Source organism: Dietzia sp. CH92, assembly GCF_032248695.1.
Lineage (GTDB): Bacteria > Actinomycetota > Actinomycetes > Mycobacteriales > Mycobacteriaceae > Dietzia.
Map to the genome: position 1 here is coordinate 34544 of NZ_JAVHXC010000005.1, position 13009 is coordinate 47552.

Genomic DNA, 13009 nt, shown 5'->3' on the forward strand with positions numbered 1-13009 from the left:
CGTGACCGCCCGCGACCGGGGCGTCGGGCCACACGACCGCGCCACGCACCGCCGGGTCCGACGCGACACCTGGCCCGCCGCGCTGGCCGACTTCGTCGTCCCCCTGGAGTGCGCGGGCTGCGGGCGACCCCGGCACCGCTGGTGCCCCGGATGCGCCGCGACCCTCGCGGACCCGCCGATCGTCGTGCGCACCCGCGCGGACCTCCGCGTCCCCGCCTGGGCCCTGGCCCGGCACGCCGGCCCGCCCGCCCGCGCCGTCTCCTCCTACAAGGACCGGGGCAGATCCGACCTGGCGCGCCCACTCGGCGCCGCGCTCGCCACGGCGGTGGACCACCTGCGTGCCGCCGGGGAGATCGCGGAGGCGGGGGAGCGGCCCACGGTCCTCGTGCCCGCCCCCGCCTCGGCGCGCGCCCGACGCCGACGGGGCTTCGACCACGTCCGCGACATCGTCGACGTCCTCGCCGCCGAGCTCACCGCATCCCCGCCGGCCGGCCCGGTGGTCGTGGCCCCGCTGCTCGAGGTCCGCGGCCGGGTCCGCGACGCCTCCGGGCTCGGCGCGCAGGCCCGGACGGACAACCTGTCCGGCCGCATCCGCCGCCGACCCGCGGGGACCACCCTGCGCGCCTCGACCGGCGCCCCGGGCACCGTGGCCGAGCTCCTGTCCACCCCCGCCACGGTCCTGCTCGTCGACGACGTCGTCACCACCGGCGCCACGGCCGCGGAATGCGTGGCCGTCCTCGGGGCCGGGGGCCTGCGGGTGTCCGGTGTCCTGGCCGTCACCGCCGCCTGAACAGGCACCGACGCATCCGGTGAGCGGCGAGGTTCGTGTACTCGGGTGCGGCGTCCGTTCCACGGGGTAGGGTGGGCTACGGACGGGTTCACCAGCACGTTCGCCGCCTGTCGGCTCCGGTGGACCGTGTCCGCAGAGTGTCCACTCAGCCATGTGGGTGGTCCCTTCGGCCGGGAATCCGGGCGGTCACCGGATCGGTCGCAGCGGTCCGCCGCAGGCCCGATGAGGAGGAGCTTCGATGGCGAAGACCCCCGCAGTCCTGCTCGACCCCGCCACCTTCGACGGTCCGACGACCGACGATCCCGGCACTCCCGAGGCCCAGGTCACCATCCGCGGCCGGAATGTCGAGGTCCCCGATCACTTCGCGAACCGCATCAACTCCAAGCTCGCGAAGATCGAGAAGATGTCGCCGGCCATCCAGCGGTTCGACGTGATTCTCCTGCACGAGAACAACCCGCGGTTGTCCAAGATGAGCCAGCGCATCGAGATCACCCTCAAGGGCAAGCCGGGCGTCGCCCGCGCCGAGGCCGCCGAGGACACCTTCTACGCGGCGCTCGAGTCGGCCGTGGCCAAGCTCGAGCGGCAGATGCGCAAGGCCCGCACCCGCCGCAAGATCAGCCACTCGGGGCACCGCCGCCCGCAGTCCGTCGCCGAGGCCACCGCCGAGCTGGCCACCGACGCCGCCCCGGTCGAGGCGCTCGACCAGATCGACGGCGTGGAATACGACGACGGCGTCGACGCCTCGCTCCCCGGACAGATCGTCCGACGCAAGGAGCACGACGGCACCCCGATGACGGTCGACGAGGCGCTGGAGAAGATGGAACTGGTGGGTCACGACTTCTACCTCTTCCGCGACGCGGAGACCGGCCGGGCGACCGTCGTCTACCGCCGCCACGCGTTCGACTACGGGCTCATCACCCTGAGCGACGAGGCCTGACGGCCTCCCGCAGCACCCCGCCAGGGCGGTCCGGTCCCACCCGACCGGACCGCCCTCGGCGTGTCAGGAGGCCGTGAAGCCCCTAGGATGAACCCGGGCCCGCGTGTCACCACGCAGGTCGCAGAACCCACGACCACTTCCCCGACCACGAGGACGTTCGAGACTGTGTCCATACTTTCCAAGCTGCTCCGGGCCGGCGAGGGGCGAAAGCTCAAGAAGTACACCGCTCTCGCCGACTACGTGGACTCGCTCTCCGACGACACGGAGAAGCTGACCGACGACGAACTCCGCGCCAAGACCGAGGAGTTCAGACGTCGGGTGGCCGACGGGGAGACCCTGGACGACCTGCTGCCCGAGGCCTTCGCCGTGGCCCGCGAGGCCGCCTACCGCGTCCTCGGACAGAAGCCGTACAAGGTGCAGATCATCGGCGCCATCGTGCTGCACACCGGGTCCGTCGCCGAGATGAAGACCGGCGAGGGCAAGACCCTGACCTGTGTGCTGCCCGCCTACCTCAACGCTCTGTCCGGCAAGGGCGTGCACGTGGTGACGGTCAACGACTACCTCGCCAAGCGCGACGCCGAGTGGATGGGCCGCGTCCACCGCTTCCTGGGCCTGTCCGTGGGCGCGATCCTCGGCGGCATGACGCCCGATCAGCGTCGCGAGGCCTACCACGCCGACATCACCTACGGCACCAACAACGAGTTCGGGTTCGACTACCTGCGCGACAACATGGCGCACGACACCGCGCAGCTCGTCCAGCGCGGCCACAACTACGCGATCGTCGACGAGGTCGACTCGATCCTCATCGACGAGGCCCGGACCCCGCTCATCATCTCCGGCCCCGCCGACGCCTCCAGCAAGTGGTACGCCGAGTTCGCGCGTATCGCCCCGCTGCTGGAGGAGGGCACCCACTACGAGGTGGACCGCAAGAAGCGCACCATCGGCGTCACCGAGCAGGGCGTGGAGTTCGTCGAGGACCAGCTCGGTATCGACAACCTCTACGAGGCCGCCAACTCCCCGCTGGTGAGCTACCTGAACAACTCCATCAAGGCCAAGGAGCTGTTCACCAAGGACAAGGACTACATCGTCCGCGACGGCGACGTCATCATCGTCGACGAGTTCACCGGTCGCGTCCTCGACGGACGCCGCTACAACGAGGGCATGCACCAGGCCATCGAGGCCAAGGAGCGCGTCGAGATCAAGGCGGAGAACCAGACCCTCGCCACGATCACCCTCCAGAACTACTTCCGGCTCTACGAGAAGCTGGCCGGCATGACCGGTACCGCCGAGACCGAGGCGGCCGAGCTGTACCAGATCTACAAGCTCGAGGTCATGCCCATCCCGACCAACCGGCCCATGGCCCGCGCCGACCAGCCCGACCTCATCTACAAGACCGAGGAGGCCAAGTTCGCCGCGGTGGTGGAGGACATCGCCGAGCGGGTCGAGAAGAAGCAGCCGGTGCTCGTGGGCACCGCCTCCGTCGAGCGCAGTGAGCACCTGTCCCGGTTGCTCACGCGCAAGGGCATCAAGCACCACGTCCTCAACGCGAAGTTCCACGCGCAGGAGGCGCAGATCATCGCCCAGGCCGGCCGGCCCGGTGCGGTCACCGTCGCCACCAACATGGCCGGCCGCGGAACCGACATCGTCCTGGGCGGGAACGCCGACATCATCGCCGACCTCAACCTCCGCGAGCGCGGCCTCGACCCGGTCACCACCCCGGAGGAGTACGAGGCCGCGTGGGACGCCGAGATCGAGCGGATGCGCACGCTCACCAAGGAGGAGGCCGAGCGGGTGCGCGAGGCCGGTGGCCTCTACGTGCTGGGCACCGAGCGCCACGACTCCCGCCGTATCGACAACCAGCTGCGCGGCCGCTCGGGGCGCCAGGGCGACCCGGGCGAGTCCCGCTTCTACCTGTCACTGGGTGACGAGCTCATGAGGCGCTTCAACGGCGCGGCCGTCGAGGCGATCATGAACCGGTTGAGCCTGCCGGACGACGTCCCGATCGAGGCCGGGATGGTCTCGCGCGCGGTCAAGAACGCGCAGACCCAGGTCGAGTCGCAGAACTTCGAGATCCGCAAGGACGTCCTCAAGTACGACGAGGTGATGAACCAGCAGCGCACGGTCATCTACCGCGAGCGCAAGCGCATCCTCGAGGGCGAGGACATCACTGACCAGGTCGAGTCGATGATCTACCAGGTGGTGAGCGCCTACGTCGACGGCGCCACCGCCGAGGGTTACGTCGAGGACTGGGACCTCGACAAGCTCTGGGACGCCCTGCGTCAGCTCTACCCCGTGACGATCACCGCGCAGGAGATCATCGACGGTGACGAGTACGGCTCGCCCGGCGACCTGTCCGCCAAGAACCTCAAGGACGCCGTCCTCGACGACGTGTTCGCCCGCTACGACGAGCGCGAGGCGGAGATCGAGGGCATCGGTGGCGAGGGCGCGATGCGCCAGCTCGAACGCTCGGTCATGCTGCAGGTCCTCGACCGCAAGTGGCGTGAGCACCTCTACGAGATGGACTACCTCAAGGAGGGCATCGGACTGCGCGCCATGGCCCAGCGCGACCCGCTGGTCGAGTACCAGCGCGAGGGGTACGACATGTTCGCCGCGATGATGGACGGCGTGCGCGAGGAGACCGTCGCGTTCCTGTTCAACGTCAAGGTCCAGGCGAACCAGCAGCAGGCGGCGATGGCCGGTCCGTCCGCCGCGCAGGCCGCGGCCCTGGCGGGGGCCAACCCCATCCTGCAGGCCGCCGGCACGGGCCGGGACGTGAGCGAGGACCAGATGCAGTTCTCCGGCCCCTCGGAGACCGGAGACGCGCAGCTCGTCGACGAGGGCACCGGAGCCAACCGCGCCGAGCGTCGCTCGCAGGAGCGCGCCCAGCGTGCCGAGCGTCGTGAGCGCGCCGCGCGCAGCGCCTCGCGGGGCCGCCGCGACTGATCCCCGGCCCGGCCGCCGCGCCGGGACGCTCAGACCAACCGCAGGGCCGCGCACCCGGCCCCGGTGGGGGTCACCCGGATGCGGGCCGCGACGGCGAACAGTCGCGGCCCGCGCGCGTAGGTCGCGCAGACCTCGTACTCCCGGGCCTCGTCCTCCCCGCCCGGCCCGGTCTCCGGTGTCGGCGCCCCCGCGGCGTGGATGTGCAGGCGATGGATCCTGGCGGGGCCCAACTGCTGTCCGGGCACCCCGACGCGGGCGAGGGTACGGAGCATCTCCACGAGGTGCGGTGGGAACGCCCCGCGGGTGTTCTGCGGCGCGCGCCGGCGGTCCACGACCTCCAGGGCCATGACGATGAGCGCGTGAGCGGCCCGCCGGGCCGGGACGGGGACCTCGTCGTCGGGTGCGGGGACGGGTCTGGCCGGCGGCTCGAGGATCGGCTCGCGCCCGCGCACGTCCGCCGGCCCCGGCTCGGTCGACGGGAGCGGGCGTATCCGCCCGTCCAGCGTCGTCCCCGCGGGCTCCGGGACGGCGGCCCCCACGGCGACCGCGGCGACGCCCGGGGTGGCCGTCACGGCGCTCGTGGTGCCGACCGCGGTGGCACACGGGGCCACCGGCGGCCGCGGACCCGGGATGGGCGGTGATACGGGTGTCGGTGTCATCTGGCTGGGCTCCCTCCCGCGCTCGACCCGGGTGGTCTCGCGTCCTCCACCCCTTCTGACGCGCCGGATCGACCCGCTGGTTCCCCCTCGCCTACTGCACACCCGAGGGGTGTTGCCTAGGCTGTCCTCATGCGTGGACTGATAGTCGACTACTTCGGCGTGCTGGACGGCACGGACGAGGACCGTGAGAACTGGCGGTCGATCCTGGCCGGGGCGAGGGCGAACGACGTGCGCCTCGCCGTGTTGAGCAACGAACCGGAGGGGCCGGGCGCCGAACGCGTCCGCGAGGACGCCCGGGACTACGGGATCGACCACGTGGTCCTCAGCGGCGCGATCGGAGTGGAGAAGCCGGAGCCGGAGGCCTTCCTGGAGGCCGCGCGCCGACTCGAGCTCGAGCCGAGGGAGTGCGTGATGGTCGACGACGCGATCGAGAACATCCTCGGCGCGGTGCAGACCGGCATGATCGGCGTGTTCTACCAGGTGTTCGATCGGGCGGCGGTGGAGATCCGAGGGCTGCTCGGGTTGGACGAGGCGGTCTGACACCGTGGCGACCAGGCTGGCCACCGCGGACGCGGACCTGCTCCTCGGGGACGCCGCACGGTCCCGGAGCAGGCACTCGTGTTCTCTGGCCCTGGTCGCCCGCGACGAGCCGTGGGACATCGACCGTGTCATGGAGTACGTCGACACCCGGTTGGCGGACGCGCCGCGCTACCGGCAGCGGATCCGGCACGTGCCGTTCGGGTTGGCCCGGGCGGTGTGGGTCGACGACCCCGACTTCGACCTGAGTTTCCACGTCCGTCGGTCGGCGCTGCCCGCGCCGGGCGGGACGAGGCAGCTCGCGGATCTGGTGGCGAGGCTGGTGGACCGCCCCCTCGAGGCGGACCGTCCGCTGTGGGAGCTCTACCTGATCGAGGGCCTGCCGGACGGTCGGCTGGCGATCCTCACCAAGACCCACCACGTCCTGCTGGGCGGTCCCAACGCCGTGGATCTGGCGCAGGTGCTGCTGACCGACGAGCGGGCCTCGGCGGACGTCGACGAGGTCGCCACGTGGACCCCCGTGCCGTGGCCCGGAGACGGCGTGTTGGTGCTCGACGCGCTCATGACCATCGCGACCGACCCGCTGGAGCTGGTGCGGCGGTCCGCCCGGGTGGCGCGCGCGCTGGAGCGGGCCACCCGCGGCCTCGCCGGGGCGGCCACCCTGTCCGTGTTGCGTCCGGGCGGTGGGCTGGCGGAGATGTTCCGCACCACGCGGCCCCGCGGCAGCCGGGTCGGGCTCGCATCGTTCCCCCTGCCGGAGGCGAGACAGATCGCCCGGGCCCACTCGTGCACCGTCAACGACGTGGTGCTCGCGGTGCTGTGCGGTGCCCTGCGCTCGTGGATCCTCTCGTGTGGGCACCCGCTGGCGACCTCGGACAGTCTGCGGGCGATCGTGCCGATGGCCGTGACCGCCGAGGCCGACGGGCCGGACGGCGCGGACCTGCGCGGTGAGGTGACCTCCGCGGAGATCGCCTCGGCGCTCATCGGCATGCCGGTGGGGGAGCCCAATCCACGGATGCGGCTGGCGCAGATCGCGCGCGAGACCGCCACGCAGCGCAGTCCCCGCGAGGCGGTCGGTGCGAAGTCCCTGGCGAGGCTGTCCGGGTTCGCGCCGCCCACCCTGCACGCGTTGGCGTCCCGCGCGGCCATCATGTTGCCCTCGGAGAGCTACGACCTGGTGGTGACCAACGCGCCCGGCCCCCAGCGGAAGGTGTTCTGGGGGGACGGCGAGCTGGTCGAGGTGTACCCCGTCCCGGCGCTCCTCGAGGGGCAGGCGTTGGCCGTGTCGATGAGCAGTTACTCCGGCACCGTGTACTGCGGTTTCACCTCCGACCGTCAGGCGGTCCCGGATGTCGAGGAGATCGGTGAGCTCATCTCGTCGGCGCTGGCCGAGCTCGCCGGCTCCGCGAGTTGACCAAGCCCACCGACCCCACCGACCCCACCGGCGCCACCGCCACCACCGACCCGCCGGCGTCCCCGCCTCCCCTCCCCAGCCCCAGGAAGGTCCACCGATGAGACTGTTCATCCCCGCCACGCTGACGATGCTCGAGACCCTCCTGGAGGAGGGGGAGATGCCCGTACGGAGCGGGACCGCGTTCGCGGCGACCCCGGCTCTGATCGAGTCGTACGCGGAGGGCGACACGGAGGAGATCGAGCACGTCGCCTTCCTCGAGGCGGCCCGCGCCTCGCTGCGCCTGCTGGGCGGGGAGCTCGACTCGGGCACCGCGCACGAGGCGCACCCGTACCGGCGGGTCGTGGTGAGCGTGGACCTGCCGGACGAGCGGGTCACCCCTCGCCCGGATCTGGACACCGCCGTGGTGCGGCTGACGGGAGGGACGGTGGCGATGGCCGACATCGCGGCCGTACACGTGGACCTGGCGGGCGCGGTGGATCTGGTCCGCGACGCGGTGGAGGCGGTCGACCGTGCCGACCTCGGTGACGAGGACGCGGAGCTCACCGTGGGCGACGCGCTGGACGTGGATCTGGCGTGGTACGACGCCGTGGAACTACCGTTCCTGTTGACCCTGCTCTGACCCCGGGGTGTGCCGCCGGCGGCTAACCTACGCTACCGTAGGTTCATCATCCGGCAGCGTCGGTCCGATCCCCGGGCCACGGGTGGCCGGGCGCGAGGAGGCACCAGTGTCCGAGTCGAAGAACGGACTCAGCCGCATCATGCGTGCGGCGGCCGCGCGGGTCCCCGAACCGCGGGGGGCACGGCGGTTCCTCAACCGTCTGACGCACCCGCTGCGGATGGACGACTACTCGTCGCTCATCTACCCGCTGTGGTCCGCGCGGGAGCTGCGGGGCGAGGTCGTGTCCGTGCGCCGCGAGGCGGACGACGCGGTGACGCTCGTCATCAAGCCGGGCTGGGGCGCCACCCCGGAGTACCGGCCCGGTCAGTACCTGGGTATCGGCGTCCTGCTCAACGGTCGGTGGACGTGGCGGTCGTACTCCCTGACCTCGGCGCCCACGGGCGGGCGCGGCGAGTACTCGGTGACCGTCAAGGCCATGCCGGAGGGGTTGCTCAGCAACCACATCGTCGGCACCGTGGAGCCCGGCACGATCGTCCGCCTCCAGGCCCCGGCCGGTGACTTCCACCTGCCGTCCCCGACGCCGGACAAGTTGATGTTCGTCACCGCCGGCTCGGGCATCACCCCGGTGATGGGCATGCTGCGCTCGATGGACCGGCGCTCGGCCGACGAACGGTTCCCCGACGTGGTCCACGTCCACTCGGTCCGGGACCGCGAGGACGCGCTGTTCCACGACGAGCTGCTCGCGCTGGAGCGCACGCAGCCCGGGTATACGCTGCACCTGCGGGTGACCAGCGAGGAGGGGCGGATCAACGCCCAGCAGATGGCGGAGCTGGTGCCGGACTGGGCCGAGCGGCCCACGTGGGCGTGTGGGCCGTCGGCGATGCTCGACGAGCTCACCGAGCACTTCGAGGAGACCGGCCGTGACGACCTGCACGTCGAGCGGTTCACCGTGGACCGCAACGCCGGCGCGTCGGGCGGGACGGTCAAGTACGGTTCCACCGGCAAGACCGTCGAGCTCGACGGCGCCACCACGATCCTGGAGGGCGGCGAGAGCGTCGGCGTGCAGATGCCGTTCGGCTGCCGGATGGGCATCTGTCAGACCTGTGTGGTGGGCCTGGACGAGGGTCACGTGCGGGACCTGCGCAACGGAACCGATCACGGCCCCGGCGAGCGGATCCAGACGTGCGTGTCGGTGGCGTTGGGGGACGTCGAACTCAAGCTCTGACCGCGCGCGCCGCGTGTGGGGCCCCGCACGCGGCGCGGCCTCAGTCCTGGTCGAAGCCCAGCTCCCACGGGTCGTTGGACTGCAGCGCCCCCAGCAGCTCCCGGACGGCCATCGCCCGTCGGTGCACGGCCGGGTCCTCGATGGTGTCGAACGCGCACTCGGGATCGGCCGGCGGGCCCTGGTGTGTGCAGCCGCGCGGACAGTCCGCGGTGATCTCGTCGAGGTCGGAGAACGCGGCCACCACGTCGTCGGGGGAGACGTGGGCCAGCCCGAAACTGCGGATGCCGGGCGTGTCCACCACCCAGCCGCCGGCGGCCAGTTCGAGCGCGACCGACTGGGTCGAGGTGTGGCGGCCCTTGCCGACGCCGGAGACCACGCCCGTCGCCCTGTCCGCGTCGGGGACCAGGCGGTTGACCAGGGTCGACTTACCGACCCCGGAGTGACCGATCATGGCGGAGATCCGGCCGTCGATCACGGCGTGGAGATCGTCCAGCTCGTCGTCGACCCCCACCCGGAGGACCGGCACGTCGAGGGCGGCGAACTCGGCGGCGAACACCGACGGGTCGTCGAGGTCGCCCTTGGTGAGGCACAGGACCGGTTCCAGGCCGCCGGTGTAGGCGGCGACCAGGGCGCGGGCGACGAACCCCGCCCGGGGCGGGGGATCGGCCACGGCGACCACGATGAGCAGCAGCTCGGCGTTGGCCACGACGACCCGCTCGTAGGGGTCGGAGTCGTCGGCGGTGCGCCGCAGCACGGTGCTGCGCTCCTCCACCCGCACGATGCGGGTGAGGGTGTCGCGCGCGCCCGTCAGGTCCCCGACCACGCCCACGCGGTCACCCACCACGACCGGGGTGCGGCCCAGTTCGCGCGCGCGCATGGCGACGACGCGCGTCCCGGCGCGGTGGCCGGGCCCGTCGTCGAGCAGTACACATCCCCAGCGGCCGCGGTCCACGGAGACGACCATCGCGGCGGCGGCGTCGGCGTGGCTGGGGCGGCGTTTGGTCCGCGGCCGTGAGCCCTTGCCGGGCCGGATCCGGACGTCGGACTCGTCCCATCCGCGCGCGCCGCCGGTACCGCGTCCGCTCGGCATGGCGGCCCGTCAGCCCCGTCCGGTGAGCATGTCGGACCACAGCGTGGTGAACCCGGGCAGGGTCTTGGAGGTGCACTCGACGTCGTCGACCTCGACGCCCGGCACGGCCAGTCCGACGATGGCGCCCGCGGTGGCCATGCGGTGGTCGGCGTAGGCGCGCCACGGGGCGCCGCGCAGGGGGGCGGGCGTGATCTCGAGGCTGTCGTCGAGCTCGGTGACGCCGCAGCCGACGGCCCCCAGTTCCGCCGCCAGGGCGGCGAGGCGATCGGTCTCGTGCCCGCGCAGGTGCGCGATCCCCGTGAGGCGGGAGGGGCCGTCGGCCAGGGCGCACAGGGCGGCGACGGTGGGGGTGAGCTCGCCGACGGCGGACATGTCCCACTCGACGGGGGAGAGGCGGGAGGGGCCGACGACGACGAGGGTGCCGTGTTCGGCCCCGTCGGCGATCTCGAGGGTCACGGACGCGCCCATGGCCCGCAGGATGTCGCGGATGGCGTCGCCGGGCTGGGTCGTGGTGGCGGGCCAGTGCGGGATCCGGACGGTCCCGCCGGTCACGGCGGCGGCGGCGAGGAACGGGGTGGCGTTGGACAGGTCGGGCTCCACGACCCGGTCGACGGCCGCGATCGGCCCGGGGGCGACCCGCCAGGACGACGGGGTCGGCTGCTCGACGGTGAGGCCGGCCTCCCGGAGCATCGCCAGGGTCATCTCGATGTGCGGGCCCGACGGGACGGGTGAGGCGCCCGAGTGGACGAGCTCGAGCCCGTCGTCGAACCGGGCGGCCGACAGCAGGAGGCCGGAGACGAACTGCGAGGAGGCCGAGGCGTCGATCTCCACCCGGCCGCCGCGCAGCGAGCCCGTGCCCTCGACGGTGAACGGGAGGCGGTCCCCGTCGATCCGCGCGCCGAGGGCCCGGAGGGCGTCCAGGACGGTGGACTGCGGGCGTACGCGCGCCGCGGGGTCGCCGTCGAAGGTGGAGGCGCCGGTGGCGAGGGCCGCGATCGGCGGGACGAATCGCATGACCGTCCCGGCCAGGCCGCAGTCGATCTCCCCGCCGCGCAGCGGCCCGGGGGTGATGAGCAGGTCGGTGTCGTCCGGCCCGAGGGACCCCGAGGGGCCCTCCACGCGGGCGCCCAGGGACCGCAGGGCGGCGATCATGAGGTCGGTGTCCCGGCTGCGCAGCGTCCCGGTCAGGCGGGACGGACCGTCGGCCAGGGCGGCGAGCGGCAGGGCGCGGTTCGTCAGCGACTTGGATCCGGGGACAACGACGTCGGCGTCCACGGGGGCGGTGGCGACGGGGGCGCTCCAATGACTCACCCGGCCATTGTCGCCCATCGCGGCGGCTTCCGGCGGACCCGGGTGGGAGGATGTCGGCATGTGTGGACGGTTCTCGCTCTCCTCCGACCCCGCGCAGCTCGCGATGGAGCTCGACGCGGTCGACGAGGCCTCGGCCCCGCCCGCCGGGCTGTACCCGGACAGCGCGCCGACGACCCCCCGCTTCAACATCGCGCCCACCACGACCGTCCCCGTCCTCACGCTGGACGTGCCCCGCGAGAGCCTCGATGACGGCGCGGGCCCGGCGGCGCCGCGGCGGGTGCTGCGGGCCATGCGGTGGGGGCTGGTCCCGTCGTGGACCGCGGACTCCCGGCGCCTGCCCACCCTGTTCAACGCCCGGGTGGAGACCGCGGCCACCAAGCCCGCGTTCCGCAACGCCGTCGCGCGGCGGCACTGTGTGGTCCCGATGGACGGATGGTACGAGTGGGTCCCCGGCGAGCCGGCGGCGCCGGGGGCCGGGGCGGGGCGCAAGCAGCCGTACTTCATGAGCCTGCCGGGTGACCGCGGACTGCTGATGGCCGGGCTGTGGGAGGCGCGCCGTGATCCGGCGGACCCGTCCCTCACCCAGTTGTCGTGCACGATCCTCACCACCGAGGCGCTGGGGTCGTTGCGGCGGGTCCACGACCGGATGCCGCTGGTCGTGGCGCCGGGCCTGGTGTCGGACTGGCTGGACCCGGCCGTGATCGGCGACCCGCGCGCGCTGGTCGACGGCGCCGGCGGGGATCTGGCGGCGTGGGCGGAGTCGGTGGAGATCCGGCCGGTGTCCCCGGCGGTGTCGAACGTCCGCAACGAGGGGCCGGAGCTCGTGCGGCCCGTCGATCCCACCGAGGGGATGTTGTTCTAGCGGGACGTCGTGACGGGTGCCGTCACCGCCCCGGTGACCCGGACCAGGTCGGCCGGGGCGATCTCGATCTCCCACCCGCGCCGGCCCGCACTGCACAGGATGGTGGGGTGGTCGAGCGCGGAGACGTCCACGACCGTGGCCAGGGCGCGCTTCTGTCCGACGGGGGAGACGCCGCCGACCACGTAGCCGGTGGTCTTCTCCGCCACCTCGACCGGTGCGAGCGCGGCCTTGCCGCAGCCCAGCGCGCTGGCCGCCGCCTTGAGGTCCAACGAGCTCGTCACCGGCAGCACCGCCACCGCGAGGGCGGTCCGGGAGCCCGCCGGGGGACGCCCGGTCGCCAGGACGAGGGTCTTGAAGACCCGGGCGGGGTCGACGCCCAGCCGGTCGCCCATCACGCGGGCGGCCTCGTCGCCGTAGGCGGCGTCACCGCTCGCGTCGTACGTGTGCACCTCGTGGGCGACCCCGGCGGCCCGCAGCGCGGCGATCGCGGGGGTCGCCGGGGCGCCACCGCGCCCGCCCGTCGTGCCGCCCCGCCCGCTCTTCTTCGCCACGGTGGGTCAGCGTAGTGCGCGCCCGGGTCGGAATACCGAGGTGGCGGTGGGCGTTGATCCTGTGCGAGTGC

Annotated in this window: 12 protein-coding genes; 8 read left to right on the forward strand and 4 right to left on the reverse strand. The window is 72.9% G+C overall.

Features of this window, described 5'->3' with window-relative positions:
- The first annotated feature begins 1 nt into the window (after position 1).
- The 3 genes from RWK90_RS11415 (at position 2) to secA (ending at position 4670) form a co-directional block, all read left to right on the forward strand.
- Positions 2-790 carry a ComF family protein gene (locus tag RWK90_RS11415; protein ID WP_314037758.1) on the forward strand — a complete coding sequence of 263 codons (789 nt, stop codon included), beginning with the start codon at positions 2-4 and terminating at the stop codon, positions 788-790.
- 238 nt (positions 791-1028) lie between these two features.
- Entirely contained in the window at positions 1029-1727 is a 699-nt protein-coding gene (hpf, locus tag RWK90_RS11420; RefSeq protein WP_314037759.1) for a ribosome hibernation-promoting factor, HPF/YfiA family, read from the forward strand.
- Positions 1728-1892: 165 nt separating this feature from the next.
- Entirely contained in the window at positions 1893-4670 is a 2778-nt protein-coding gene (secA, locus tag RWK90_RS11425; RefSeq protein WP_314037760.1) for a preprotein translocase subunit SecA, read from the forward strand.
- A gap of 29 nt (positions 4671-4699) precedes the next feature.
- Here the strand turns inward: secA and RWK90_RS11430 are convergent, their stop codons facing one another.
- A complete protein-coding gene (locus RWK90_RS11430) occupies positions 4700-5242 on the reverse strand; it encodes a hypothetical protein (RefSeq protein ID WP_314037761.1) in 543 nt (180 codons plus the stop codon).
- A 216-nt stretch (positions 5243-5458) separates the two neighbouring features.
- On the opposite strand from RWK90_RS11430, the gene RWK90_RS11435 reads away from it, so the two are divergent.
- The 4 genes from RWK90_RS11435 (at position 5459) to RWK90_RS11450 (ending at position 9124) form a co-directional block, all read left to right on the forward strand.
- Positions 5459-5869: an HAD-IA family hydrolase gene (locus tag RWK90_RS11435; protein WP_314037762.1), complete on the forward strand. Its 411-nt coding sequence runs from the start codon at positions 5459-5461 to the stop codon at positions 5867-5869.
- A 4-nt stretch (positions 5870-5873) separates the two neighbouring features.
- Positions 5874-7280 (forward strand): wax ester/triacylglycerol synthase family O-acyltransferase, encoded by a 1407-nt coding sequence (locus RWK90_RS11440; protein WP_314037763.1) that lies wholly within the window; start codon positions 5874-5876, stop codon positions 7278-7280.
- A gap of 97 nt (positions 7281-7377) precedes the next feature.
- Positions 7378-7899, forward strand: a complete 522-nt coding sequence (locus tag RWK90_RS11445) for a DUF6912 family protein (protein WP_314037764.1) — start codon at positions 7378-7380, stop codon at positions 7897-7899.
- A 106-nt stretch (positions 7900-8005) separates the two neighbouring features.
- The gene (locus RWK90_RS11450; protein ID WP_314037765.1) at positions 8006-9124 is read left to right on the forward strand and encodes a ferredoxin reductase; all 1119 of its coding nucleotides are present in this window, start codon (positions 8006-8008) and stop codon (positions 9122-9124) included.
- A 40-nt stretch (positions 9125-9164) separates the two neighbouring features.
- Here RWK90_RS11450 and rsgA read toward each other — a convergent pair whose 3' ends face one another.
- Both rsgA and aroA read right to left on the reverse strand, forming a co-directional pair.
- Positions 9165-10214 (reverse strand): ribosome small subunit-dependent GTPase A, encoded by a 1050-nt coding sequence (gene rsgA / locus RWK90_RS11455; RefSeq protein WP_314037766.1) that lies wholly within the window; start codon positions 10212-10214, stop codon positions 9165-9167.
- A 9-nt stretch (positions 10215-10223) separates the two neighbouring features.
- On the reverse strand, positions 10224-11543 hold the full coding sequence (aroA, locus tag RWK90_RS11460) for a 3-phosphoshikimate 1-carboxyvinyltransferase (protein WP_314037991.1): 1320 nt from the start codon (positions 11541-11543) through the stop codon (positions 10224-10226).
- A gap of 40 nt (positions 11544-11583) precedes the next feature.
- On the opposite strand from aroA, the gene RWK90_RS11465 reads away from it, so the two are divergent.
- A complete protein-coding gene (locus RWK90_RS11465) occupies positions 11584-12387 on the forward strand; it encodes an SOS response-associated peptidase (protein WP_314037767.1) in 804 nt (267 codons plus the stop codon).
- Here the strand turns inward: RWK90_RS11465 and RWK90_RS11470 are convergent.
- The gene (locus RWK90_RS11470) at positions 12384-12938 is read right to left on the reverse strand and encodes an aminoacyl-tRNA deacylase (protein ID WP_314037768.1); all 555 of its coding nucleotides are present in this window, start codon (positions 12936-12938) and stop codon (positions 12384-12386) included. The two genes, RWK90_RS11465 and RWK90_RS11470, sit on opposite strands and share 4 nt — an antisense overlap.
- Between the last annotated feature and the right edge of the window lie 71 nt (positions 12939-13009).